The organism is Mycobacterium sp. E802, assembly GCF_001666875.1.
In the GTDB taxonomy this organism is placed as follows: domain Bacteria; phylum Actinomycetota; class Actinomycetes; order Mycobacteriales; family Mycobacteriaceae; genus Mycobacterium.
The window spans coordinates 21,615-46,623 of the sequence record NZ_LZJD01000167.1 but is presented as its reverse complement, the minus strand read 5'-3'; the positions used below and the strand labels follow the sequence as shown (position 1 = coordinate 46,623).

At 68.2% G+C, this 25,009-nt stretch carries 20 protein-coding genes; 15 read left to right on the top strand and 5 right to left on the bottom strand.

What is annotated here, in order from left to right:
* The first annotated feature begins 3 nt into the window (after positions 1 to 3).
* Positions 4 to 3,321: a BTAD domain-containing putative transcriptional regulator gene (locus A5699_RS30200; protein WP_067775431.1), complete on the top strand. Its 3,318-nt coding sequence runs from the start codon at positions 4 to 6 to the stop codon at positions 3,319 to 3,321.
* Here the strand turns inward: A5699_RS30200 and A5699_RS24895 are convergent.
* On the bottom strand, positions 3,311 to 4,006 hold the full coding sequence (locus tag A5699_RS24895) for a hemerythrin domain-containing protein (protein WP_231965822.1): 696 nt from the start codon (positions 4,004 to 4,006) through the stop codon (positions 3,311 to 3,313). The genes A5699_RS30200 and A5699_RS24895 overlap by 11 nt on opposite strands.
* A 74-nt stretch (positions 4,007 to 4,080) precedes the next feature.
* Between A5699_RS24895 and A5699_RS24890 the strand changes: the two genes are divergently transcribed.
* Positions 4,081 to 4,896: a DUF5718 family protein gene (locus A5699_RS24890; protein ID WP_067775427.1), complete on the top strand. Its 816-nt coding sequence runs from the start codon at positions 4,081 to 4,083 to the stop codon at positions 4,894 to 4,896.
* 12 nt (positions 4,897 to 4,908) lie between these two features.
* Here the strand turns inward: A5699_RS24890 and A5699_RS24885 are convergent, their stop codons facing one another.
* Together A5699_RS24885 and A5699_RS24880 are read right to left on the bottom strand one after the other, a co-directional pair.
* Positions 4,909 to 5,244: a hypothetical protein gene (locus A5699_RS24885; RefSeq protein ID WP_067775424.1), complete on the bottom strand. Its 336-nt coding sequence runs from the start codon at positions 5,242 to 5,244 to the stop codon at positions 4,909 to 4,911.
* Complete coding sequence (locus tag A5699_RS24880; RefSeq protein ID WP_067775421.1) at positions 5,241 to 6,797, bottom strand: Rieske 2Fe-2S domain-containing protein; 1,557 nt, start codon at positions 6,795 to 6,797, stop codon at positions 5,241 to 5,243. Before A5699_RS24880 ends, A5699_RS24885 begins: the two co-directional genes overlap by 4 nt.
* Before the next feature lie 90 nt (positions 6,798 to 6,887).
* Between A5699_RS24880 and A5699_RS24875 the strand changes: the two genes are divergently transcribed.
* From A5699_RS24875 to A5699_RS24865, 3 genes are read left to right on the top strand one after another with little or no spacing between them, the layout of a single operon-like run.
* Positions 6,888 to 7,643: a 1-acyl-sn-glycerol-3-phosphate acyltransferase gene (locus A5699_RS24875; RefSeq protein ID WP_067775418.1), complete on the top strand. Its 756-nt coding sequence runs from the start codon at positions 6,888 to 6,890 to the stop codon at positions 7,641 to 7,643.
* A gap of 7 nt (positions 7,644 to 7,650) precedes the next feature.
* Positions 7,651 to 8,412: a 1-acyl-sn-glycerol-3-phosphate acyltransferase gene (locus tag A5699_RS24870; RefSeq protein WP_067775415.1), complete on the top strand. Its 762-nt coding sequence runs from the start codon at positions 7,651 to 7,653 to the stop codon at positions 8,410 to 8,412.
* On the top strand, positions 8,412 to 9,236 hold the full coding sequence (locus A5699_RS24865) for a Cof-type HAD-IIB family hydrolase (RefSeq protein WP_067775412.1): 825 nt from the start codon (positions 8,412 to 8,414) through the stop codon (positions 9,234 to 9,236). Before A5699_RS24870 ends, A5699_RS24865 begins: the two co-directional genes overlap by 1 nt.
* Positions 9,237 to 9,251: 15 nt before the next feature.
* Here A5699_RS24865 and A5699_RS24860 read toward each other — a convergent pair whose 3' ends face one another.
* Together A5699_RS24860 and A5699_RS24855 are read right to left on the bottom strand one after the other, a co-directional pair.
* Positions 9,252 to 10,859 (bottom strand): N-acetylmuramoyl-L-alanine amidase, encoded by a 1,608-nt coding sequence (locus tag A5699_RS24860; protein ID WP_067775409.1) that lies wholly within the window; start codon positions 10,857 to 10,859, stop codon positions 9,252 to 9,254.
* Between the two features lie 108 nt (positions 10,860 to 10,967).
* A complete protein-coding gene (locus A5699_RS24855) occupies positions 10,968 to 11,924 on the bottom strand; it encodes a hypothetical protein (protein ID WP_067775404.1) in 957 nt (318 codons plus the stop codon).
* Positions 11,925 to 12,163: 239 nt separating this feature from the next.
* On the opposite strand from A5699_RS24855, the gene glf reads away from it, so the two are divergent.
* The 10 genes from glf to fadD32 all read left to right on the top strand — a co-directional run bounded on the left by glf (position 12,164) and on the right by fadD32 (position 24,975).
* Entirely contained in the window at positions 12,164 to 13,408 is a 1,245-nt protein-coding gene (gene glf, locus A5699_RS24850) for a UDP-galactopyranose mutase (RefSeq protein WP_067775402.1), read from the top strand.
* Complete coding sequence (locus tag A5699_RS24845; protein WP_067775392.1) at positions 13,405 to 15,366, top strand: glycosyltransferase; 1,962 nt, start codon at positions 13,405 to 13,407, stop codon at positions 15,364 to 15,366. Before glf ends, A5699_RS24845 begins: the two co-directional genes overlap by 4 nt.
* A 1-nt stretch (position 15,367) precedes the next feature.
* Positions 15,368 to 15,901 carry a phosphatase PAP2 family protein gene (locus tag A5699_RS24840; RefSeq protein ID WP_067775389.1) on the top strand — a complete coding sequence of 178 codons (534 nt, stop codon included), beginning with the start codon at positions 15,368 to 15,370 and terminating at the stop codon, positions 15,899 to 15,901.
* Complete coding sequence (locus tag A5699_RS24835; protein ID WP_067775386.1) at positions 15,898 to 16,839, top strand: decaprenyl-phosphate phosphoribosyltransferase; 942 nt, start codon at positions 15,898 to 15,900, stop codon at positions 16,837 to 16,839. The genes A5699_RS24840 and A5699_RS24835 overlap by 4 nt, the downstream gene beginning before the upstream one ends.
* Positions 16,817 to 18,865: a flagellar motor control protein ZomB gene (zomB, locus tag A5699_RS24830; protein ID WP_067775385.1), complete on the top strand. Its 2,049-nt coding sequence runs from the start codon at positions 16,817 to 16,819 to the stop codon at positions 18,863 to 18,865. Before A5699_RS24835 ends, zomB begins: the two co-directional genes overlap by 23 nt.
* 312 nt (positions 18,866 to 19,177) lie before the next feature.
* On the top strand, positions 19,178 to 20,185 hold the full coding sequence (locus tag A5699_RS24825) for an esterase family protein (RefSeq protein WP_067775384.1): 1,008 nt from the start codon (positions 19,178 to 19,180) through the stop codon (positions 20,183 to 20,185).
* Positions 20,186 to 20,359: 174 nt separating this feature from the next.
* Positions 20,360 to 21,271: an alpha/beta hydrolase-fold protein gene (locus A5699_RS24820; protein WP_067775383.1), complete on the top strand. Its 912-nt coding sequence runs from the start codon at positions 20,360 to 20,362 to the stop codon at positions 21,269 to 21,271.
* Between the two features lie 75 nt (positions 21,272 to 21,346).
* On the top strand, positions 21,347 to 21,790 hold the full coding sequence (locus tag A5699_RS24815) for a hypothetical protein (protein WP_067775464.1): 444 nt from the start codon (positions 21,347 to 21,349) through the stop codon (positions 21,788 to 21,790).
* A 42-nt stretch (positions 21,791 to 21,832) separates the two neighbouring features.
* Positions 21,833 to 22,849 carry a cutinase family protein gene (locus A5699_RS24810; protein ID WP_067775381.1) on the top strand — a complete coding sequence of 339 codons (1,017 nt, stop codon included), beginning with the start codon at positions 21,833 to 21,835 and terminating at the stop codon, positions 22,847 to 22,849.
* Positions 22,850 to 23,082: 233 nt separating this feature from the next.
* The gene (gene fadD32 / locus A5699_RS24805; protein ID WP_067775378.1) at positions 23,083 to 24,975 is read left to right on the top strand and encodes a long-chain-fatty-acid--AMP ligase FadD32; all 1,893 of its coding nucleotides are present in this window, start codon (positions 23,083 to 23,085) and stop codon (positions 24,973 to 24,975) included.
* Positions 24,976 to 25,009: the final 34 nt, after the last annotated feature.

The following is a 25,009-nucleotide window of genomic DNA, read 5'->3' as shown; positions in this document are numbered from 1 at the left end:
GACATGAGGGGGGACAACCCGGTGCGGGTGAGGGTGCTCGGGCCCGTAGCGGCCTGGGTGGGAGACGATCCGGTGGACCTCGGCGCCCGGCTGCAACGGGCGCTGCTGGCCAGACTGGTTGCCGCACACGGTCATACGGTGTCGGTCGACCGGCTGATCGAGGATCTGTGGGAGGGCGAGCCGCCGCCCAAGGCGCTGTCGGCATTGCAGGTCTATGTCTCGCATCTGCGGCGGGCGCTCGAACCGGGCCGGCAGCGTCGAGCGCCCGCGCAGATCTTGGTCAGCGCCGCGCCCGGATACTGTCTGCGGTTGCCGGTCGAGGCCGTCGACTCGTGGCGGTTCGAGGCCAAAGTCGCTGTGGCATACGAGGAACCGGATCCTCAGCAGCGGGCGCGCCTGCTCGACGAGGCGCTTGACGGCTGGTCGGGAGATCCGTTCGCCGGCGCGGGTGACGCGCTGTGGGCCGCGCCCGAGGTGGCCCGGCTGACCGAACTCCGGTTGGCGGCGGTGGAATCCCGGGCCGCGGCGCAGGTGGAGCTGGGCCGGTACGGCACGGCCATCGCAGCGCTGGAACGCCATGTCGGCGAGCGACCCGGCCGAGAGGGCGCCGCGGCTGTGTTGGCGACGGCGCTGTACCAGAGCGGCCGTCAGACCGACGCCCTGGGGGTGTTGCGGCGCACGCGTGAGCATCTGGTCGAGGAACTGGGCTTGGAACCCGGCCGGGCGCTGCGTGACCTCGAAGGCGACATCTTGCGGCAGGCCGACCACCTGGAACCTTCCCGGCCGGTTCCGCAGCCGGCCACACCGGAGGTCGCGGAACCGGCTCGGGGCGGACAGGCTGCTTACGGCCGGACCGAGGAACTCGCCGAAATCGATTCTGCGGCAAAGGCTGTCGTCGCGGGCCGCAGTGCGGTGCTGTGGATCGCCGGGGAGGCCGGGTCCGGCAAGACCACCTTGGCGCTGGCTGCCACGGGACGGTTGCGCGGTGCGGGCTGGCGCACCGTGCACGGCCGGTGCCCGGAAGTGCACGGCGCGCCGGCCGGCTGGGCGTGGACCGAGGTCTTGCGGGAGCTCCTCGACCCGGAGGGGCCGACCGACGACCGGCCCGCGCTGGCCCCGCTCCTGCACGACGGCGCAGTGGTCGAGCCCGGCACGTTCTGGCTGGGGCACGCGGTCGCCGATGTACTGAGCACCGTCGCGGCGGACCGGCCGTTGGTCGTCGTGCTCGACGACCTGCACCGCACCGATGGCCTGACGTTGGAGCTGCTGCGGCTGGTGGCCGACCGCATCAAGGATCTGCCGATCCTCGTCATCGCCACCTATCGCCCGTCGGAGGACCGGGGCGAGCTGGAGGTGGCGCGGGCGGCGCTGGCCGTCCACACCGCCGGGCACCTGTCGCTCGCCGGTCTGGACGCCGCGGCCACCGCGGCGCTGGCCGCGGACTGCGGGCTGCCCTCCGTCAGTGGCGAGGCGCTGCGGCTGTTGCGTGAGCGCACCGGCGGCAACCCGCTGTTCGTCCGGGAGCTGGCCCGGCTGATGGCCGCCGAAGGCGCGGACGCGGTGTGGGCATCGGTACCGGTCGGGGTGCGCGATGTGTTGCGGCGTCGGCTGGCCCGATTGCCCGGTCACACCGTCACCGCGCTGCGGCAGGCCGCGGTACTCGGCCGCGATATCGACCTCGACCTGCTTGCCGAACTCGGCCACAGCGACCCCGACGACCTGTTGGACGCACTGGAACCGGCGGTGCTGCTCGGCCTTCTCGACGAGCCGGCGCCGGGCCGGCTCCGGTTCGCGCACGCGCTCATCCGCGACACGCTCTACGAGGACACCTCGAAGCTGCGACGGTCCCGGCTGCACGCGGCCGCCCTGGCCCTGTTGCAGGCGCCGGGACGATCGGTCGACCCGGCGATCCTGGCCCACCACGCCGTCGCCGCCGCCACCTCCGAAACCGCTTTGGCTGCAGCCTCATTCGCCACCGAAGCGGCCCGCGAGGCGAGCTCGGTCGGCGCGAACGCCGAGGCCGCTCGGCAGTGGCGGACGGTGGTGCAGATGCTGGAGCTGGCGGCCAGTCGCCGGTTGCCTCAGGGTGCCGACGCACCGGATGACGAGATCGACGCGCGGTGCGGCCTGATCTCCGCGCTCGCTCAGTCCGGCGACGCGGTGGCGGCGCGCACCGAGATGAAGGCCGCACTGCAGTTGTTGTCGGGCAGGTCGCGCGACGACCTGACGGTGCGGGTGCTCACCGCGTGGGACACCCCGTTGGTGTGGCGCGACCGCGAGTACGACGAGTCCGATGCCCAGATGATCGCGCTGTTGCGTCATGTATTGGCCGGTGAGCAGATCACCGCGCCCGACCGGATCAGGCTTCTCAAGGCGTTGTTCGTCGAACTCGAGGGCACCGATCCCGACGGGGCGCTCGCGGTCAGCACCGAACTGCTCGAGTTGGCCCGGCGCGTCTATGCCGAGGACCCGGCGGCGTCGGGCCGGCTGCTGTGCACCGCGCTCAACGTCCGCGGTTACTGCTCGCTGGGGCCCGACCTCGACGCCGAGCGCGACGCCGTCGCCGCCGAACTGCTGCAGACCGCCGAGGCCACCGAGCAGGCCGACTATCAAGCCGTGGCGCACTGGTTGTTGTCGCTGGCCGCCGGCCACCGATCCGACCTGCGCACGGCCAAACGGCACGTCGATCTGGCCGTGGCCCGGGCCGGCACCGGTCAGCTCGTCCACCTGCTCGGGGTGCTGGGCCTGTTCCGGGCCCGGATGTACCTGTTGGTCGGTCGCCTGGACGAGGCGGTGCGCGCCTACACAGACCTGGCTGCGCGCATGGTGGAAAACGGTGCGGCCAACGGGGCCAAACTGGCCATGGTCGGACGGGTGACGGGCGAGTTCTGCCTCGGAGATCTCGGCCTGCTGGCCGACGAACTGCTGTTCTTCTACCGCGAGGTGTCGGTCGCGGCGTTGGATGCCGCGGTGCTGGCGTTGATCGCCCGGGGTCGTGAGGCCGAGGCGCGGGCGCTGTGGCAGGACCGCAGGCCGATCGAGCGGGCGTACTTCTGGCTTCCGTTCACCGTGCTGCGGGTCAACGCGGCCGTGGCCCTCGGCGATCTGGAGGAGGCCCGGGTTCGTGCGGCAGAGCTGGATCCGTATTCCGGCCGGATCGCCGGGCTGGGCGTCGACGGGCTGATGGTGGGCCCGGTGGACGACGCGCTCGCCGCGGCTGCCGAGGCACTCGGCCGGCCGGATCAGGCCCGTGAGTACCGGAGCGCGGCTGCGGTGCTGCGGGATCGGTTGGCGGCCGAAGCCCGGCCGTTCATCGACTGACGGCAGTACCGAACACCGCACGCTCCCGCCGCCGATGCACCAACCCGAGCACGGCGAACAGGACGCGGACCCCGATACCGGCACTGCCCACCAACGCGTCCCGTTCGTCGGCGGTCATCACCGCCAGCGCCCGCGGTGCGTCGAACGACATCCGGCCGCCGTCGCGGGCGGCGCGTTCCACGGCGGTCCAGTCGGTGACCGACACGTGTTCGGTGATCAGCCCGAAGACTTCTCGCTCCTCGTCGTTGATGTGCTCGGTCAGCAGCGCCGAGAGTTCGGCCAGCTCGATCGCCATCAGACCGGCGATCTGTCGATCACCCATCGACAATCGGAACGATGCGGCGCGGGCCCGTAATTGGTGCAACCGCGGCTCGAGCGCGGCGTGGTCGTCGGTCAGCTCGCTGAGATCCACGTGATCACCGGCGCTCGCCACGATCACCGGCCACAGCACGGCGTCCTCGGTGGTGTGGTGATGATGAATCGAATCACACAGCAGTTCCACATACCGGGAGATGGCCCGGGCCCGCCCCGGCGTGCAGATCACGTCACGGTCGCGAACCGCGATGGCCAGGTCGGTCAGCCGCAGCAGGTCGGCCAGCATCACCCGGTGCGCCACCGCGATGCCGCGTAGGTCGGGCACCGGATCGTCTGGGAGACGGGGCGCGACGGTGCTGGTGGTAGTCATGGAGCACATCGTGCTGACCGTGACTTAAGTATGACTTGTCACCGGCTTGTCGCCCCCGCAGTAGGGTTGCAGCCATGATGGACATCGACCTCGCCGAAGTGCGCAACTGGTTCGGCTTCGGTGTGGCCGGTAACTTCGCCGGTCACCTCGAACAAGCTGGGGAGGCCGGTGATTTCGTCAAAGTTGTTACCGAAGGGTACGCCCCCAAAGGCATCTTTCCGTGGTATGCGCCCGGACGGGATGACTTTCTCGGCGAGTTCCCGCTGTCCACCGATGCCATCCTGCTGCCGGCGGCCGGCGAGGTTGACGGCCCGTTGAACCTGCAGATCGAGCCCGAGGTCGGGGTGGCCTGCCGGGTGGTGTGGAACGGCGACACCGTCGCGCGGCTCGAACCCTTCGCGCTCGGCGCCTTCAACGACTGCTCGATCCGCAGGCCGGGTGCACCCAAGATCAGCTACAAGAAGAACTGGGGGCCGGCGTCCAAAGGTGTTGCGCCACAATTCTTCGAGATCAGCGACCTGACCCCGGACGGCCCCACCGCCAACATGCGGCTGGTCTGCTACCTGCGTGAGGACGGTGGGCAGCAGCACGCCTACGGTATCGATTCACCGCTGGTGGGCTACTCGTACTACGGCGAGGTCCTGCTCGACTGGATCGTGGAACGGCTGGCCAACCAGAAGGGTTCGGCTGATACCCCGTTGGAGGATGTCGGCGCGATGATGGTGGCGTCCGGACACCCGGAAAATGTGCTCATCGGCATCGGCGCGACCCGGTACACACCGCTGGGCGAGTCCACTTTTCTCAAGCCGGGCGACGAGGCCATCGTGCGGGTGTACGACGCTGCCTCCAGCGGGGCTTCCGAACTGCGACAGGTGGTTTCGGCCCGCTGAGGGCGGGACGAACTAGCGTCCGAGCAGCTCGTCCAACCGGGCGATCAACTCGTCCGGGCGGGCCGGGGTGAACGCGGGTTTGGGGTAGACGCCGGGCACATCGAGGGTGACCAGAATCGAGCGCAGCGGCCGGTGCATGTCCAGGGGCAGCCAGCGGCGCAGGTCGGTGCTGCCCCAGAGCCGGAAGCGTTGCATCCACAGCCCCAGCGGCTCGGCTTTGAACGACCGGATGTCCCGCAGCGGAATCACTTTCGAGGTCCCTGACGGGAAGTGATAGCGGCGCAACGTGATTGCCTCACGGTCCAGCTGGACCAAACCGTCGTCGTAATACTGGCGCGGCGCGGTCACAGCTTCCCGCACCTGAGCTCGTGCCCCTTGGTCGTCAGGCACTTACCGTTCTCCAGGTTCCACTGCCAGCCGTGCAGGTTGCAGGTGAGCGTATTTCCTTCCACCACCCCGAATTTCGACAGGTCGGCCTTCAGGTGCGGGCACCGGCGCTGGATTTCCCAGCCGTCGAGGGTGATCGACGCGGAATCGTCGTGCGCCTCGGCGAACCAGCCGTCGGCATACGCGATGCGCTCATCGGTCAGGCATTTGAAGAACGTGTACAGGTATTCGTTGTACCCGCCCACTCGCCAGGCCTTGAATCGGGTGGACAAGAAGATCGTGTTGACCCAGTCCGGCTCGTTGTCGCGCAGCACGGTGCGCACCAACTCGGGCGGGATCGCAAAGCCGTAGCGGAACTTTTCGTCGGCAATGGGCTCGCGCACCAGGCGTTTCGGGAAATCCAGGACCACGGTTTCACTGTGCTCGGGGCCGTTCAGCCGCAGCTCCACCGGATACCCGATGCCGTCGCAGATCTGGTCGGTCTGGCTCATGATCGGCTCGAACAGCGCCCGCAGCGCCGGCAGCAGCGGTTCGCCGGCCGCGGGCGCCCACGAGGCCTTCTCGGCGGCCAGCACCGGGGCCATCCGCTGCGCGAAGTCCTCGATGTAGGCGGCCTTGCCGGTGGTGAAGATCGACTCCGGATCCTCGACCGGGTGGGTCAGCGAATCCAGTTGCGAGCCAGTGAAATCCGCGGTGCTGCCCGGGATCATCAGCAGGCCGCGGTCGTGGCCGTGGCGGCGCATCTGGTCCAGGAACACCACCTGGTCGGGGAAGATGTTCGCCGGATCGCCGTGGTCGTCGTTGAGGTCGCGCAGCTCGGCGTCCAGGAAACACGGCGGCCCGGCCGAGGGGATCACCCACGTCGCACCCACCTGCGCGATGTACTGGCGGCACCGGTCCATCTGGCGCTGGCGTTTCTGGATTCCGAAGGACTCCTTGGCCCGCGCCGGCATGTCGTAGACCATCGGGTACCAGATGGCCCCCGAGTACTGCAGCATGTGCACGTCGATCTGGCCGAAGTCGGCGTGCAGCACATCAAGGTCGACGGGACGCGCGTCGTTCATGTTGAACACGGTGGTGACGCCGTCCGACACCACCAGCCCGGAATCGCCGATCGGACCGTCGGCCGGGGCCCGCAGCGCGATGATCATCACCTCGAGGTCGCCCTTGGGGCCGCTGACGGTGTGCTTGACGGAGTCCGTCGTCTCGAAGAACCGGTGAAAGCCCAGCTTCTCGAGTTCGCGCTGCAGGTCGGGCACCGGGAAGTCGGGCAGCAGCACCACGGCGTCCTTGTTGACGTGGCGGCGCAGGTTCTCCGGATCGAAGTGGTCTTTGTGCAGATGCGAGACGTAGAGGTAATCCACATCCCCCACCGCCGCCCAGTCCAACTGCGTGTTGTCGGGGAACGGGAACCACGAGGCGAAATACGCGGGGTTGACCCAGGGATCGCACAAAATGCTGCCGGCCTTGGTCTCGATCCGGAAGCCGGCATGCCCGACGCTGGTGACCTGCACAAACAGCCTTTCGATGGAGAACTTTGATGCTCGCCCAGCCTAGCCCGAGTTGGGTGATGCGCCGATGCGGGCTGGGATTAGGCTGGCTACGTGGAACCGGTGTACGGGACAGTCATACAACTCGCTCGGCTGGCCTGGCGGCTGCAGGGGCTGAAGTTCACCGTGACCGGGGTGGAAAATCTCCCGGTCACCGGAGGAGCGGTGGTGGCCATCAACCACACCAGTTACTTCGACTTCACGTTCGCCGGTCTGCCGGCCTACCGGCAGAAGCGCGGCCGCAAGGTGCGGTTCATGGCGAAGAAGGAAGTCTTCGACAACGGCATCACCGGACCGATCATGCGCAGTCTGCGCCATATCGAGGTGGACCGTGACAGTGGCGCGGCATCGTTCGAGGCGGCGTGCGACTACCTGAAGGCCGGTGAACTGGTCGGGGTGTACCCCGAGGCGACGATCAGCCGCAGCTTCGAGATCAAGGATTTCAAGTCCGGTGCGGCGCGCATGGCGATCGAGGCCGGCGTGCCGATCGTGCCGCACATCGTGTGGGGCGCCCAACGCATCTGGACCAAGGGCCACCCGAAGAACCTGTACCGGCCGAAGGTGCCGATCACGGTGGCGGTGGGGGAACCGATCCAGCCCACCCTGCCGGCAGCCGAGCTCACCGCACTTCTGCATTCCCGGATGCAACATCTGCTCGCCGAGGTGCAGGACGCCTACGGGCCGTACCCGCCCGGCGAATTCTGGGTGCCGCACCGGCTCGGCGGTTCCGCCCCGACGCTGGCCGAGGCCAACCGGATGGATGCCGAGGAGGCCGCCGCCAAGGCAGCCAAGCGAGGGGCCTCGGAGTAAGTCGAGAATGGAACCGGTTTTCCGCAGTTTGGAGATCGCCGCGAGGCTCGCGGTCCGGGCCACCGGAACCCGGATCACCTTCGGCGGGTTGGACAACCTTCCGGCCACGGGCGGCGCCGTCGTCGCGATCAACCACACCAGCTACGTCGACTTCCTGCCTGCGGGGCTGGCCGCCACCGAGCGCGGTCGCCGGATGCGCTTCATGATCAAAGCCGAGATGGAGCAAGTGCAGCCGGTCGGATACCTGATCAAACACACCGGGACGATCCCGGTGGACCGCGGGGCGGGCGCGGGCGCCTACGCCGTCGCGGTGGACGCGCTGCGTCGTGGCGAGCTGGTCGGGGTGTACCCGGAGGCCACCATCAGCCGCAGCTTCGAACTCAAGGATTTCAAGACGGGAGCGGCCCGGATGGCGCTGGAGGCCGACGTCCCGATCATCCCCCTGATCGTCTGGGGCGCGCACCGGATCTGGACCAAAGATCATCCGAAGGCGTTGGGCCGGAAGAAGATTCCGGTCACCGTCCAGGTCGGTGAACTGATTGCGCCGACCGGTTCGGTGACCGAGCTCGACGGGCGGCTGCGCACGGCGATGACACAGCTGCTGGACCGGGTGCAGCGCGAGTACCCGACACCGGCAGGCCGGCACTGGGTGCCGCGTCGTCTCGGCGGAACCGCGCCGACGCTTGCCGAGGCCAAGCGTCTCGACGAAGCGGAGCTGGCCGAACGTGCGCGCAAGCGGGCGGCGCGGGAAGCCACGGGGAAGAAGTGATGCATCCGGAGCGGACGCCGGGGCTGATCGCCACCGACGTGGACGGAACACTGCTCGACGACGACGAGTTGGTCACCCCGCGCACCCGGGCTGCGGTCCAGGCCGCGGTCGACGCCGGGGCGACGTTCATTCTGGCCACGGGCCGTCCCCCGCGCTGGGTGGCCCCGGTGGTCGACGGGCTCGGACTGGCACCGATGGCGGTGTGCGCCAACGGTGCGGTGATCTACGACCCGGCCACCGACCGCATCGTCTCGGCACGCACCCTCTCGCCCGAGGTGCTCGGTGAGCTGGCCGAGATCGCCACCCGCGTGATCCCCGGCTCCGGGCTGGCGGTGGAACGGGTGGGCTCCTCCGCGCACGATGCCGCCACCCCGCAGTTCGTCAGCTCGCCGGGATACGAGCACGCCTGGCTCAACCCGGACAACACCGAGGTGTCGGTCGAGGATCTGCTCAGCGCCCCCGCGGTCAAGCTACTCATCCGCAAGTCCGGTGCGCGCAGTGCCGAGATGGCCGCTGAGTTGCTGAAACATGTTGGGCTACAAGGAGATATCACCTACTCCACCAACAATGGCCTGATCGAGGTGGTGCCGCTGGGGATCAGCAAGGCCACCGGTGTGGCGGAGTTGGCTGCCCCGCTGGGGCTCACCGCAGCCGATGTGGTGACCTTCGGCGACATGCCCAACGACATTCCGATGTTGAGCTGGGCCGGGCGCGGTGTGGCGATGGGCAACGCCCATCCCGAGGCGATGGCCGCCGCCGACGAGGTGACCGTGACCAATGCCGAGGACGGCGTCGCCCGCGTCCTGGAACGCTGGTGGTCCTGACCCGGCCTGGCCGGCTCAGGTGATCGGGGTGAAGCGCTCCAGCTGTACCGGTTGCTGATCGGGTGCCGGGGGTGGCAGTTCCACCGGCACCCCGTCGACGACGCGGGTGACCAGGCCGGTCTCGCGGTCGAAGTTCAGGGTGCCGTGCTGGAAGTTCTGCACGATCCACTGTGGTTCGGGAATCTCGGCGCTCGTCGGCAGGCCCAGGATTCCGCGCTCGAAACCCAGTGTCCCCCAAGCTTCGTAGATCGAACCGGTGACCGGCTGGGCGCCGCTGACCGGTGACCAGTAGACGGCGCCGTGCTCGAAGGTGGCGTAGCGGGCTCCGGCCTGCCCGGCCGTCTCCGGAGACGTGGGGTTGCCCAGCATCCCGGCCGGCCCGCCCACGGCCTGCCAGCGTGCGTAGATCGCGCCGCCGCGCATCTGTTCGGCCAGGTCTTCGGGCCCGGGTGGGCGGTTGAACCGGGCGGCGATGTCGCGGATACGGTCCATCTGGGCATAGGCCGCGTTGCCCGGGCAATCGGTGATGCCGACGTCGCGGTGGGTGAAGATGGTCGGCAGGGTCGGGGTGGCCCCGCGGGGGAAGTGGGTGAAGGAGCCGCCGGCCGAGGTCAGGGCCACGGTGCCGTGCGGATCGATGTGGTCGAGGCCCAGCCGCCAGCCCAGCAGCCGGCCGGTGTTGCGGATCTGGATGTCGGTGGGCGGTACGACGTCGAAGTCGCCCAGCATCGCCACCCCCCAGGTGTCGATGTTGAAGCCGCCGGTGTGGGATCCCTCGACGGGCTTGTCCATCCCGCCTGCGCGGCCCTCGAACACTTGGCCGTACTTGTCCACCATGGCGTTGTAGGCGATGTCGCACCAGCCCAGCTCGCGGGTGTGGTACTCGTAGATCGACCGGATGATGCCGGCTGAGTCCTCCGGGGCGTAGTCGTTGCTGCCTGCGGTGTGGTGCACGATGCCGGCGCGGATCCCCTTGTCGTACACGGTGTTTCCGCAACGCATCGATTCGTCGGCGCCCCACTGGGCGCGGCTGATGATGGTCGGCGGCTGCCCCGGGTTGATGGCGGCGGTGGGCAGCGGGCCGATGTCGGCCGGGGCCTGCGGCGGGCTGATCAACACCGCGGTGACGTTCTGGCCGATCGGCGCCTCGGCGTTGGCGGGCACGTAGCCGAGCGCGGGCCCGGCTTTCGAGGTCTTGGCCGGTTTGGGGGCGGGTGGCTGCGGCGCGCGGGTGACGGCGATCTGCACGGTGGTGGTGCGGCCGACGAACACCGGCTCGGTACCGCGCGGGCCCGCGGTGTCGGCGCCGACACCGTCGAGATTCTCGGCTTCGTACCAGGGGCCCCAGCTGCCGTCATCCTTGCGGGCCCGCACCCGGGCGGTGGTGCCGCGCAGATCCGCGGAGGTGAGCGCCACCATCGAGAACGGGGTGTCTTGATGGATCTCCCGAATGCTTTCGCCGACCGCGAGGTTGTCCAGGGGTTGCTGTGTCAGCTTCGGCGCACTGTGTGACGTATTGCCTTGTTCGCTGAAATCGGATCCGGCGATCGCCCACGGAACGATGACTACCGTCGCCGCGAGTGCGGTGAACAGAACGGACGGTGCGGGACGACGGGACTGCACGGACTGATGTTACGTATGGGTCTGGTGTTACTAATGTTTCGACACGCACGCAACGGCACCGCAGAGCCCGATGGCTTCTGCGGTGCCGTTCTTGTGGCGAAGCTGTGTTTACGGAGCCGGCGGCGCGGGCGCCGGGACCGGTGCGGGCACCGGCGGCTTCATCGCCGAGGTGATCGCGGGGAGCACCATGCCCTTGAGCAGGTCGATCGCCTGGCCCGCGCCGAGTTGATTGGCGGCGCTGGTCAGATCGCCGAACAGGCCACCGCCGCCACCGCCGGTCGCGGGCATCGCAGCCAGCGACGGATCGGCGGCGCCGAGCAGCGGGTAGGTTCCCGCGGCCGGGTCCAGTCCGATCGGGGCCGAGATCGGCACCTCACCGGGGGCGGGCAGGCCGCCCGACAGTGACGGGTCAAGACCCACCGGCGAGGTGGTCAGGCCCGTACCGCCCAACCCGGCCGGCGTGGTGGTCAGCCCACCGGGCGGGGTGAGCGCCGGGTTGGTGAGTGACCCGGGGTTGGTCAGGCCCGGATCTGTCAGCGACGCCGACGGCAGTGCGCCCTCGGGCGACGTCAGCGCAGGCGACAAGCCGTTGGGGCTGGTCAGCGACGGATCGGGGGAGGTGAGCCCCGGTGAGGTGAGCCCGGGCGAGGTGAGACCAGGGGACGTCAGACCAGGCGAGGTAAGACCAGGGGAGGTCAGGCCGGGCGACGTGAGACCGGGGGAGGTCAGGCCCGGCGAGGTGAGACCCGGTGAGGTCAGCCCCGGTGCGGCCAGACCCGGCGAGGTCAGCGTCGGCGAGCCGAGGGTCGGCGTGGGGGTCGAGCCGGTCAGCAGGCCGGTCGGCATCGGCGGCATGTTGATGCCGAACTGGGACAACCCCTGGGAGAGGGCGGACATCAGCTCGCCGGGAAGGTCGGTGACCAGCGCTGCCTGCGTGAACTCGCGTTGCTGGGGCGCGGACGGGGAAAGCTGCGACATGGCGACAAGGGCGACTGGACTTGCGACTGCCACTGCGGCGACTGCGCTCATGGCTGTCGAGAGCTTGCGTCGACGTCGGTTCGGCACGGAAGTCTCCTCAATATGTGTACTGCAAGGTCTGCACTTCGGATAGCGGGGTGGTGCTTTCCTCTTGCTTCGTCGGCGCTTGTGGACCGGTGGTTTGAAGCCCCTGAGTGCCAACGTGATCGATGTTAAGGCTGTGACTCCTGTGTCTGGAGTGACGATATTGAATCGTGAGCGAATTGCGACCTGGACCCTTTGTCGAATTCGGGGCACGGGGGCGCGGTCGGATACCCTGGCTGCCGATGAAGTCCTTATCTCCCCGGGTCGCTGCAGGCCAGACCAGCGGTCATTTCGACTTGTTTGTCGTCGGTTCCGGTTTCTTCGGTCTGACGATCGCCGAGCGCGTGGCGACGCAACTCGACAAACGTGTCCTTGTTATCGAACGCCGGCCCCACATCGGCGGTAACGCCTACTCCGAGGCCGAGCCGCAGACCGGCATCGAGGTCCACAAATACGGGGCCCACCTGTTCCACACCTCCAACCAGCGGGTGTGGGACTACGTCCGGCAGTTCACCGACTTCACCGGCTACCAGCACCGGGTCTTCGCGATGCACGACGGCCAGGCCTACCAGTTCCCGATGGGGCTGGGCCTGGTCTCACAGTTCTTCGGCCGTTACTTCACGCCCGACGAGGCGCGGGCCCTGATCGCCGAGCAAGCTGCCGAGATCAAGACCGCCGACGCGCAGAACCTGGAAGAGAAGGCCATCTCGCTGATCGGGCGCCCGCTCTACGAGGCGTTCGTCAAGCACTACACGGCCAAGCAGTGGCAGACCGATCCCAAGGAACTTCCTGCGGCCAACATCACCCGGCTGCCGGTGCGCTACACCTTCGACAACCGCTACTTCAACGACACCTACGAGGGCCTGCCGGTCGACGGGTACACCGCCTGGCTGGAGAACATGGCCGCCGACGACCGCATCGAGGTGCGGCTGGACACGGACTGGTTCGACGTCCGCGACGAACTGCGGGCGGCCAACCCCGACGCCCCCGTGGTGTACACCGGGCCGCTGGACCGTTACTTCGACTACGCCGAGGGCCGGTTGGGCTGGCGCACACTAGATTTCGAACTTGAGGTGCTCGATACCGGAGATTTTCAGGGCACCCCGGTGATGAACTACAACGACGCCGATGTGGACTACACCAGAATCCACGAGTTCCGGCACTTCCACCCCGAACGTGACTACCCGGCCGACAAGACGGTGATCATGCGGGAGTTCTCGCGATTCGCCGGCGACGAGGACGAGCCGTACTACCCGATCAACACCGAGGCCGACCGCACCCTGCTGGCCGGCTACCGGGCCCGGGCGAAGGCCGAAACAGCCTCGGCGAAGGTGCTTTTCGGTGGCCGGCTGGGCACCTACCAATACCTTGACATGCACATGGCCATCGCCAGTGCGCTGAACATGTACGACAACACCCTGGCCCCGCACCTGACTGACGGTGCGCCGCTGGTCTCCGAACCCGAAAAGGAAAGCAGCAAAGCATGAGTGACATCCCATCCGGCGCGCTCGAGGCCGGGGAATCGCGGGCCGTCAGTCTGCTGGCCCGCGTCATCCTGCCGCGACCGGGCGAGCCGCTCGATGTGCGCCAGCTCTACATCAAGGAATCGTCGACCAACGCGCGTCGGGCACATGCGCCGACCCGCACCAGCCTGGAGATCGGCACCGAATCCGAGGTTTCCTTCGCGACGTACTTCAACGCCTTCCCGGCCAGCTACTGGCGCCGGTGGTCGACGCTGAAGACCGTGGTGCTTCGCGTCGAGCTGACCGGCAGCGCCCGCGTCGACGTGTATCGGTCCAAGGCCACGGGCGCCCGGATCACCGTCGGCGGCGCCCCGGTTTCCAGCGGGACCGACGGAAACCAGGCTCAGGCCGATGGCGGCGCCCGCGCCGCGGTCGAATTCGAGATCGACCTCGCCCCGTTCGAAGACGGCGGCTGGATCTGGTTCGACATCACCACCAACTCCGCGGTGCGCGTGCACAGCGCCGGCTGGTATGCCCCGTCGCCCGCGCCGGGCCGGGCCAACATCGCCGTCGGCATCCCGACCTTCAACCGGCCCGCGGACTGCGTCAACGCACTGGCCGCGCTGACCTCGGATCCGTTGGTGGACGAGGTGATCAGCGCGGTGATCGTGTCCGACCAGGGCACCAGCAAGGCCAAAGACCATCCCGGCTTCGAGGCGGCCGCCGCGGCCCTGGGCAACCGGCTCTCGATTCACAACCAGCCCAACCTCGGTGGCTCGGGCGGCTACAGCCGCGTCATGTACGAGGCGCTGAAGAACACCGACTGTGAGCAGATCCTGTTCATGGACGACGACATCCGCATCGAACCCGATTCGATCCTGCGGGCATTGGCCATGAACCGGTTCGCGAAGGAGCCGATGCTGGTCGGCGGCCAGATGCTCAACCTGCAGGAGCCCTCACACCTGCACATCATGGGCGAGATGGTGGACCGGTCGAACTTCATGTGGTCGGCCGCACCGAATGCCGAGTACGACCACGATTTCGCCAAGCACGCACTCGACGACACCGACTCCGAGCGCAGCAAGTTGTTGCACCGCCGGATCGACGTCGACTTCAACGGCTGGTGGATGTGCATGATCCCCCGGCAGGTGGCCGAGGAGCTCGGCCAGCCGCTGCCGTTGTTCATCAAGTGGGACGACTGCGAATACGGGCTGCGGGCCGCCGAACATGGCTACCGCACCGTCACCCTGCCCGGTGCGGCGATCTGGCACATGGCCTGGAGTGACAAGGACGACGCGATCGACTGGCAGGCCTACTTCCACCTGCGCAACCGGCTGGTGATCGCCGCCCTGCACTGGGACGGCGACGTGCGTGGGCTTCTCGCCAGCCACCTCAAGGCCACGTTCAAACATCTTCTGTGCCTTGAATATTCGACGGTCGCGATCCAGAACCGGGCCATGGAGGATTTCCTGGCCGGCCCCGAGCACATCTTCTCGATCCTGGAATCGGCCCTGCCCGACATCCGCAAGATGCGGCAGGAATACCCCGACGCCGTCGTGCTGCCCGGCGCCACCGAGCTACCCGCGGCCTCGGACCTCAAGCGCAAGAAGATCGGCATCCCGGTGTCCAAGCCGGCCATCCTGGTCAACCTGGCCCGCGGTGCGGTCCACCAACTGCGCCGGCACGATCCCGAAACCCACATCCGGCCGCAGATCAACGTGGCCACCCAGGATGCCCGCTGGTTCTCGCTGTGCCGGGTCGACGGCGTCACCGTCACCACCGCCGACGGGCGCGGTGTGGTCTTCCGGCAGCGCGACCGGGCCAAGATGTTCGCGTTGCTGCGGGCCTCGCTGCGCCAGCAGATGCGCGTGGTCCGTCAATTCGACCGGATGCGCAAGGTCTATCGTGAGGCGCTGCCGGTGCTGACCAGCACCCAGAAGTGGGAGACGGTGTTGCTGAGCGAGTCGCCGGAGAAAAACTGAGATGACCGATGCCCCGCGCGGCGAGGACGCCGTGTTGGTCGCCGTGCAGTCTGCCCTGGCCCCCCGGCCCGGTGTGCTGACCGGCGCTCGTGCGCTGTCGCACTTCGGTGAACACAGTGCGGGTTGGCTCGCGGTCGCGGCCGCGGGTGCGCTGGCCCAGCCGGCCAAGCGCCGCTCCTGGCTGGCCGTCGGCGCCGGTGCCTTCGCCGCGCACGCTGCCGCCGTTCTGATCAAACGGGTGGTGCGCCGTGAGCGCCCCCATCACCCCGACATCGCGGTCAACGTCGGCACGCCGAGCCGGCTGAGTTTCCCGTCGGCCCATGCCACCTCGACCACCGCCGCGGCCGTGCTGCTGGCCCGCGTCACCGGTCTGCCGCTGCGTGCGGTGCTGGTGGTGCCGATGGCGCTGTCGCGTCTGGTGCTGGGCGTGCACTATCCCACCGACGTGCTCACCGGCGTGGCCGTCGGGACCCTCGTGGGTTCTGTCGTCGGGAAAACTGCCGGTGTCGGGACTGAGGAGACCGTGGCCAAATGAGTGAGGAAGCGCAGCCGGAACTCGGTCCGCCGAAGAACCTGGCCGCCGGGCTGATCAAGGCGGTTCGTCCGCGTCAGTGGATCAAGAACCTGCTGGTGCTGGCGGCCCCGCTGGCCGCGGTCGGCAGCGGCATCGAGTACGACTACGCCGACCTCGCCTACAAGGTGTCGATCGCGTTCGTGGTGTTCTGCCTGGCGGCGTCCTCGATCTACCTGATCAACGACGCCCGCGACATCGAGGCCGACCGGGCCCACCCCACGAAACGGTTCCGGCCCATCGCGGCCGGGGTGGTCCCCGAAGGGCTGGCCTACGGGCTGGCCATCGTGCTGGCGTTGGCCTCGGTGGGCATCTCGTGGCTGCTGACCCCGAACCTGGCCGTCGTGATGGCGGTCTACATCGCCATCCAGCTGGCCTACTGCTTCGGTCTCAAACACCAGGCGGTGCTGGACATCTGCATCGTGTCCTCGGGCTTCTTGATCCGGGCGATCGCCGGTGGCGTGGCCGCCGACATCCCGCTGTCCCAATGGTTCCTGCTGGTGATGGCCTTCGGCTCGCTGTTCATGGCCGCCGGCAAGCGGTTTGCCGAGCTGCAGCTGGCCGAGCGCACGGGCGCCAAGATCCGCAAATCGCTGGAGAGCTACACCAGTAGTTACCTGCGCTTCGTGTGGACGTTGTCGGCCACCGCGATGGTGCTGTGCTATGGCCTGTGGGCGTTCGGGCGGGACCGCGCCAACGACATGATGAGCCTGGATGCACAGGATGCGTCCTGGTACGCCGTCACGATGATCCCGTTCACCATCGCCATCCTGCGGTACGCCGTTGACATCGATGGTGGCATCGCCGGTGAGCCCGAGGAGATCGCGCTGAAAGACCGAGTGCTGCAGATCCTGTTCCTGGCGTGGATCGGAACCATCGGTGCGGCCATCTACTTCAGCTGACCGGCCGGGCCCGAGCCTGCGCCGCATCGCCGGCAGCGTGGCCGATCGTCTGGCCCGGTGGCCGGTGTTCCCGTACCACCCCTCGGTGCGGATCAGCCTGTGGGTCAGCGTGGTCGTGGTGGCCGCGATGTTCGGGTGGGGCGCCTGGCAGCGCCGCTGGATCGCCGACGACGGCCTGATCGTCCTGCGCACCGTGCGAAATCTGTTGGCGGGCAACGGCCCGGTGTTCAATGCCGGGGAGCGGGTGGAGGCCAACACCTCTACCGTGTGGACCTACCTGGTGACGCTGGGTGCGTGGCTGGGCGGTTCGGTGCGGATGGAGTACGTGGTGTTGGCCCTGGCGCTGACGCTGAGCGTGCTCGGTGTGGTCCTGATGATGCTGGGCACCGCGCGGTTGTACGCCCCGAGCCTGCAGGGCCGTCGCGCACTGTTGCTGCCCGCCGGTGCCCTGGTCTACATCGCCGTGCCCCCGGCCCGCGACTTCGCCACCTCGGGGCTCGAAAACGGTTTGGTGCTGGCCTATCTGGGCCTGCTGTGGTGGATGCTGGTGTGTTGGTCGCAGGCGTTGCGCGCGGCGCGACCGGCGGCCGCGGGCAAGACCCACGACGGGCCGTACCCGATCCTCGGGCGGTTCTTCGAGGGCGCCCTGGCCGCCGTGGCCGGCCTGAGCGTGCTGGTCCGTCCCGAGCTGGCGCTGATCGGCGGCGGTGCGCTGGTGATGATGCTCGTCGCCGCGCGCGGATGGCGGCGCCGCGTCCTGATCGTGGTGGCCGGCGGCTTGCTCCCGGTGGCCTATCAGATCTTCCGGATGGGCTACTACGGCCTGCTGGTCCCGGGCACCGCGGTGGCCAAAGATGCGTCGGGATCCAAATGGTCGCAGGGCTTTACCTATCTGGCCAATTTCAACCAGCCCTATCTGCTGTGGGTGCCGTTGATGTTGTGTGTGGCGCTGGGGTTGGTGCTGCTGACCACGCGGACGCGGCCGTGGTGGGTGCGCCGCCAGGTGCCGCGCGGTTACGGCTGGCTGGCCCGTACCGTCCAAAGTCCGGCTACCGTAGTGCTTTTCATGTTCGTCAGCGGCCTGCTGCAGGGCATCTACTGGGTGCGTCAGGGCGGTGACTTCATGCACGGCCGGGTGTTGCTCACCCCGCTGTTCTGCCTGTTGATGCCGATCGCGGTGATCCCGGTCGTGCTGCCCGACGGCACCAAGTTCACCCGGGAGACGGGCTACCTGCTGGCCGCGGCCACCAGCGTGCTGTGGGCCGCGGTGGTGGGCTGGGCGATCTGGGCGGCGAATTCACCGGGCATGGGTGCCGACGCCACCCGCGTCACGTACAGCGGAATCGTCGACGAGCGCCGGTTCTACTCGCAGGCCACCGGTCACGCCCACCCGCTCACCGCCGCGGACTACCTGGACTACCCGCGCATGCGCGCGGTGTTGACCGCGATCGAGAACACCCCCGACGGGGCACTGCTGTTGCCGTCGGGCAACTACGACCAGTGGGACGTCGTCCCCGCCTATCCGCCGCCGGCGGGACTCACCCCGGAAGCCCGGCGCGACATGGACTTTCCGCACACGGTGTTCTTCACCAACATGGGCATGCTGGGCATGAACGTCGGCCTGGACGTACGGGTCATCGACCAGATCGGGCTGACGAACCCCCTGGCCACCCACACCCAGCGGCTGACCGACGGCCGCATCGGCCACGACAAGAACCTCTTCCCCGACTGGGCGGTGGCCGAGGGGCCGTTCTTCAAGATCCGGCCCTACATCCCGGCCTACCTCGACGAGGAATGGATCGCGCAGGCCCAGGCGGCGCTGAAATGCCCGGCCACCGAAGCGATGCTCAACTCGGTGCGCGGGGAGATGACCCCACGGCGGTTCCTGTCCAACCTGGTGCACGCCTATGAGTTCACCAAGTACCGGATCGACCGGGTCCCGCTGTACGAGTTGAAGCGCTGCGGCCTGCCGGTCCCCGAACCGAAGAACCCGCCCTACACCGGGATGCCGGCCACCGGTCCGTAACGCCCGGCCGTCTTGGGCCGATACCCAGACGAGCCCGCGTGAACGATCTTGATTGGACGTGCGAGAAACCGATGCTGACCTCTGTGGTCTCCGCCTTGGACGGGGAGACGTTGCTCACACCGGGGTCCGCGGGGCGTCACGTCCGCTGTACGTCGCAACCTCGCCCGACCAGGGCGTCGGGGCGATGAGGGCCACAACTGCTGTAGAGGAGCACCACGTGCACGTGTGGTTGACTACACGGGCACGTGAGCCGCTTACGTCGGTGTGTATCGATGTGCGGAATACGAAGAAGAGATTCAGATAGGGAGCGGTATGAAGTTCGTTGGGAAGATGCGCGGCGCAGCGGCAGGTCTGTCGCGCCGGCTGACGGTTGCGGTCGCCGCAGCGGCCGTGCTGCCTGGCCTGGTCGGCGCCGTCGGCGGCTCGGCGACCGCTGGAGCATGGTCTCGACCCGGCCTGCCGGTCGAGTATCTCGACGTTCCGTCAGCAGGGATGGGACGCAATATCAGGGTTGAGTTCCAGAGCGGCGGACCGGGCGCACCGGCGCTGTATCTGCTCGACGGCATGCGTGCCCGTGAGGACAACAGCGGCTGGGACATCGAGCTCCCGACGTTCGAGTGGTTCCTGAACTCGGGCATCTCCGTGGTCATGCCGGTCGGCGGCCAGTCCAGCTTCTACACCGACTGGTACAAGCCGGCGTGTGGCAGCAAGGACGGTGGCTGCAAGACGTACAAGTGGGAGACCTTCCTGACCCAGGAGCTGCCGCAGTGGCTGGCGGCCAACCGCGACGTCAAGCCGACCGGCAGCGCCGTGGTCGGTCTGTCGATGGCCGGTTCGTCCGCGCTGATGCTTTCGGCCCGCCACCCGGACCAGTTCATCTACGCGGCCTCGCTGTCGGGCACGTTGAACCCGTCCGAGGGCTGGTGGCCGATGCTGATCGGTGTCTCGATGGGTGACGCCGGTGGCTACAAGGCCGACGACATGTGGGGCAAGACCGGTGACCCGGGCAACGCCTGGAAGGCCAACGACCCGACCGAGAACGTCGCGACCATCGCCAACAACGGCACCCGGATCTGGGTGTACTGCGGTAACGGCAAGCCGGGCGAGCTCGGTGGCTCCGATATCCCGGCCAAGTTCCTCGAGGGCTTCGTCTGCCGGACCAACTCCACCTTCCAGGAGAAGTACATCGCGGCCGGTGGCAAGAACGGCGTGTTCAACTTCCCGCAGAGCGGTACCCACGCCTGGGCCTACTGGGGCCAGCAGCTGCAGGCCATGAAGCCTGACCTGCAGCGCGTGCTGGGCGCCACCCCGACCGCCTGATCCGGCGGTAGGCGGCGAACCAACGCTGACAGTACTGACGGCGGCGCTCCCCTCACGGGGACGCCGCCGTCAGTCGTTTCCAGCGTCGGGTGAAGCGGCGATGTGGTTCACTACAACCCGGGTTACGTGTGTGGGGGCACATCTGGGACCGACCGGCAGCAGGAGAGGTTGATGATGAGACGTGCGTTGAGCCTGACGCGGGCGATGCTGCTGGCCCTGCTGGCGCCGGTGCTCGGTGCCGGTCTGTGGGCCGTGTCCGCGACGACGGGCGCACCGGCTCGGGCTGACGGAGTCGAATACCTCATGGTGCCTTCGGCGGCGATGGGCCGCGACATCCCGGTGGCGTTCCAGGGCGGCGGCCCCCATGCGGTGTTCCTGCTCGACGCGTTCAACGCCGCACCCGACGTCAGCAACTGGGTCAACGCCGGGCACGCCATGACGACGCTGGCGGGCCGCGGTATCTCGGTGGCCGCGCCGGCCGGCGGCGCCTGGAGCCTGTACACCAACTGGGAGCAGGACGGCAGTAAGCAGTGGGAGACGTTCCTGTCCGCGGAGCTGCCGGACTGGCTGGCCGCCAACAAAGGCCTGGCCCCGAACGGGCACGGCATCGTCGGCGCCGCACAGGGCGGCACCGCGGCGGTGACCCTGGCCGCATTCCATCCCGACCGGTTCCGGTTCGCCGGGTCGCTGTCGGGTTTCCTGACTCCGTCGGCCACCACGATGAACGGTGCGATCACCGCGGGTCTGGCCCAATTCGGCGGCGTCGACAGCTATGGCATGTGGGGAGCCCCACAGCTGGGCCGCTGGAAGTGGCATGACCCCGACGTGCACGTGCAGTTGCTCGCCGATGCCAACACCCGGCTGTGGGTGTACAGCCCGGCCACGCTCACGTGTAGCGACCCGGCCGCGATGATCGGCGTCTGCGATCAGGCCCAGGGCAGCAACCGGGCGTTCTACCAGCACTACCGGGCCGTCGGCGGCAGCAACGGCCACTTCGACATCCCGGCCTCCGGTCAGCATGACTGGGGTAGCTGGGCCCCGCAGCTCGCCTACATGTCGGGTGAATTGGTCGCCACCATCAAGTAGCCGTCCGGGCAGGCCGCCGTAGTGACCAGAATCAACTGCGCCGGGGCACATTTCACCAGCCGGTACGGTGGAAGCGTGCAGCACACGGTACGGTCGGCCACCCTGGTGGTAGCGGTGTCCGCTGCGTCGTTGCTCACGGGCTGCGATGCGGGCGGTGACATCATGGCGCCCCTCGTGTTGCCCACGTCCCAGGTCGGCGGGGCGCAGCCGCAGGCGGTGTCCGCGCAGCAGGGCCGTACCGGCCGGGTGGCCATCACGTCCCAGCAGCACGTCTATCTCGATGAGCTCAAGGCCGCGGGCATCGATCCGTCCAGTGAGCTGCTGGCATTGTCGATCGGCTCGTACGTGTGCCAGGCCCGCGCTGCGAAGCAGGGCGAGCAGGCGGTGCGGGATTTCGTCCTGCCCCTGGTGCGCAGTGATGTGCGCGACGCGCACTCCGGCCGGGCCGCGCCGAGCGCCGCCGAGATCGATGCCGCCGCCACCGATTACATCCGTATCGCCACCGAACATCTCTGCTGACCGCAGACCACCCAGCCCGTACGCGAGGAGCCCGAGTAACCCATGGCAAAAAACGCCGGCCGCAGGAAGCGTCACCGCGTCCTGGCCCTGATAGCCGCTGCGGCAATGGCCCTCGTGGTGGTGCTGGTGGTCGCGGTCGTGGTGATCATCCTGCGTCGTCCGGAGACCCCGTCGGCCCCGCCTTCGGCCGAACCCCCGGCGGGCGTGCCCGGCGGCCCGTCGACGACGCGTAAACCGCGACCGGAGTTCCAGTCCGCGGACTGCCCCGACGTGATGATGGTCTCGATCCCGGGAACCTGGGAGTCCTCGCCCACCGACGACCCGTTCAACCCGACGCAGTTCCCGATGTCGTTGATGTCCAACATCACCCGGCCGTTGGCCGAGCAGTTCGGCCGGGACCGCCTCGAGGTGTACACCGTCCCCTACACCGCCCAGTTCCACAACCCGTTCTCCGCCGACAAGCAGATGTCCTACAACGACAGCCGGGCCGAGGGCATGCGCACCGCGGTCAAGGCGATGACGGAGATGAACGACCGTTGCCCGCTGACCAGCTATGTGATCGCCGGGTTCTCGCAGGGTGCGGTGATCGGCGGGGATCTGGCCAGCGACATCGGTAACGGTCGTGGTCCGGTCGACGAGGACCTGGTGCTCGGGGTGACGTTGATCGCCGACGGTCGACGCCAGCTCGGTGTCGGGCAGGACATCGGCCCCAACCCGCCGGGCCAGGGTGCCGAGATCACGCTGCACGAGGTGCCGGTGCTGTCCGAGATGGGGCTGACCATGACGGGTCCGCGCCAAGGAGGCTTCGGGGCACTCGACAAGCGGACCAACCAGATCTGCGGCAAGGGCGATCTGATCTGTTCGGCGCCCGAGGAAGCGTTCTCGATCTTCAATCTGCCCAAGACGTTGGAGACGCTGTCGGGCAGCGCGGCCGGACCGGTGCACGCGCTGTACAACACCCCGCAGTTCTGGGTGGAGAACGGACAGACCGCCACACAGTGGACGCTGAACTGGGCCAAGGACCTGGTGGAGAACGCGCCGCATCCCAAGCACGGCTGATCGCGCCGCGCCGGATTTGTCCGGGACCATCACGGTCCCCTAACATTAAGAGAAAAATAAGAGCTTTGCGCGTCCGTCGCGGGTTGTATGTATTCATCAGGTGATCCGTGGGTCCGGAGCGCGCCCGGTACGATCGTCCGGGTTTGGGTACGTACCGGCCGCCGAGTGGCTGCGACGCACCGCCAGTGACGTGCGACAACGCGACGAGTACGGCTCTGACAGGAGAGTTTTAAATGCCGTTCATCAATCCGTTCATCAAGGACGGTCAGATCAAGTTCCCTGACGGCGCCAGCATCGTCGAACACGTCGAGCGCTGGGCCAGGGTCCGTGGTGACAAGCTGGCATACCGCTTCCTGGACTTCTCCACCGAGCGGGACGGCGTCGCCCGCGACCTGACCTGGGCGCAGTTCAGTGCCCGCAACAAGGCCGTGGCCGCCCGGCTTCAGCAGGTCACCCAGCTCGGTGACCGCGTCGCGATCCTGTGTCCGCAGAACCTCGACTACCTCGTCGCCTTCTTCGGCGCGCTCTACGCCGGCCGCATCGCGGTGCCGCTGTTCGACCCGTCCGAGCCGGGCCACGTCGGCCGTCTGCACGCCGTGCTGGACAACTGCCACCCGTCGGCGATCCTGACCACCACTGAGGCCGCCGAGGGTGTGCGCAAGTTCTTCCGCAGCCGGCCGGCCAACCAGCGTCCCCGCGTGATCGCCGTCGACGCGGTGCCCGACGACGTCGCCGCCACGTGGGTCAAGCCGGATCAGCCCGACGAGACCACCATCGCCTACCTGCAGTACACCTCGGGATCGACCCGTATCCCGACCGGTGTGCAGATCACCCACCTGAACCTGGCCACCAACGTTGTGCAGGTGGTCGAGGCGCTCGAAGGCGAAGAGGGTGACCGCGGCCTGTCCTGGCTGCCGTTCTTCCACGACATGGGATTGATCACCGCGCTGCTGGCGCCGATGATCGGCCACTACTTCACCTTCATGACCCCGGCCGCCTTCGTGCGTCGTCCGGAACGCTGGATCCGTGAGCTGGCCCGCAAGGAAGGTGACACCGGCGGCACCATCTCGGTGGCGCCGAACTTCGCCTTCGACCATGCGGCAGCTCGCGGTGTCCCGAAAGATGGTGAGTCGGGGCTGGATCTCTCCAACGTCAAGGCCGTCCTCAACGGCAGCGAGCCGATCTCGGCGGCCACCGTGCGCCGCTTCAACGAGGCGTTCGGGCCGTTCGGCTTCCCGCCCAAGGCCATCAAGCCGTCCTACGGTCTGGCCGAGGCCACGCTGTTCGTCTCCACCACCCCGAGCTCGGAAGAGCCGAAGATCATCACGGTCGACCGCGACGAGCTCAACAACGGACGCATCGTCGAGGTCGCCTCGGATTCCCCCAAGGCCGTGGCCCAGGCCTCGGCCGGCAAGGTCGGGGTGGACGAGTGGGCCGTCATCGTCGACGCCGAGAGCGCGACCGAGCTGCCCGACGGCCAGGTCGGCGAGATCTGGATCAGTGGCCAGAACATGGGCACCGGCTACTGGGACAAGCCCGAGGAATCTCGCCTCACATTCCAGAACATCCTCAAGTCGCGTACCAGCCCGTCGCACGCCGAGGGTGCCGCCGACGACGCCACCTGGGTGCGCACCGGCGACTACGGCGCGTTCTACGACGGTGACCTCTACATCACCGGCCGCGTCAAGGATCTGGTGATCATCGACGGCCGTAACCACTACCCGCAGGACCTGGAGTACTCGGCACAGGAGGCCAGCAAGGCTGTCCGCACCGGGTACGTGGCGGCCTTCTCGGTGCCGGCCAACCAGCTGCCCGACGAGGTGTTCGAGAACGCGCACTCGGGCCTGCACCGCGACCCCGACGACAGCTCCGAGCAGCTGGTGATCGTGGCCGAGCGCGCCCCCGGCGCGCACAAGCTCGAGGTCGGCCCGATCACCGACGACATCCGGGCCGCGATCGCGGTGCGCCACGGCGTCACGGTGCGCGATGTGCTGTTGACCGCCGCGGGCGCGATCCCACGTACCTCCAGCGGCAAGATCGGCCGCCGGGCCTGCCGCTCGGCCTACCTCGACGGGTCGCTGCGCAGCGGCAAGATCGCCAACGCGTTCCCCGACGAGACCGACTGAGCTCCACCAGGCATTCGCTGCCCGGCGCCCCTGC

Bases quoted from the DNA above. Each gene is read 5' to 3' on its own strand.
- A5699_RS30200 (WP_067775431.1), top strand. From the start codon at position 4: ATGAGGGGGGACAACCCGGTGCGGGTGAGGGTGCTCGGGCCCGTAGCG.
- A5699_RS24895 (WP_231965822.1), bottom strand. From the start codon at position 4,006: ATGACTACCACCAGCACCGTCGCGCCCCGTCTCCCAGACGATCCGGTG.
- A5699_RS24890 (WP_067775427.1), top strand. From the start codon at position 4,081: ATGATGGACATCGACCTCGCCGAAGTGCGCAACTGGTTCGGCTTCGGT.
- A5699_RS24870 (WP_067775415.1), top strand. From the start codon at position 7,651: ATGGAACCGGTTTTCCGCAGTTTGGAGATCGCCGCGAGGCTCGCGGTC.
- A5699_RS24865 (WP_067775412.1), top strand. From the start codon at position 8,412: ATGCATCCGGAGCGGACGCCGGGGCTGATCGCCACCGACGTGGACGGA.
- glf (WP_067775402.1), top strand. From the start codon at position 12,164: ATGAAGTCCTTATCTCCCCGGGTCGCTGCAGGCCAGACCAGCGGTCAT.
- A5699_RS24845 (WP_067775392.1), top strand. From the start codon at position 13,405: ATGAGTGACATCCCATCCGGCGCGCTCGAGGCCGGGGAATCGCGGGCC.
- A5699_RS24840 (WP_067775389.1), top strand. From the start codon at position 15,368: ATGACCGATGCCCCGCGCGGCGAGGACGCCGTGTTGGTCGCCGTGCAG.
- A5699_RS24835 (WP_067775386.1), top strand. From the start codon at position 15,898: ATGAGTGAGGAAGCGCAGCCGGAACTCGGTCCGCCGAAGAACCTGGCC.
- A5699_RS24825 (WP_067775384.1), top strand. From the start codon at position 19,178: ATGAAGTTCGTTGGGAAGATGCGCGGCGCAGCGGCAGGTCTGTCGCGC.
- A5699_RS24820 (WP_067775383.1), top strand. From the start codon at position 20,360: ATGAGACGTGCGTTGAGCCTGACGCGGGCGATGCTGCTGGCCCTGCTG.
- A5699_RS24810 (WP_067775381.1), top strand. From the start codon at position 21,833: ATGGCAAAAAACGCCGGCCGCAGGAAGCGTCACCGCGTCCTGGCCCTG.
- fadD32 (WP_067775378.1), top strand. From the start codon at position 23,083: ATGCCGTTCATCAATCCGTTCATCAAGGACGGTCAGATCAAGTTCCCT.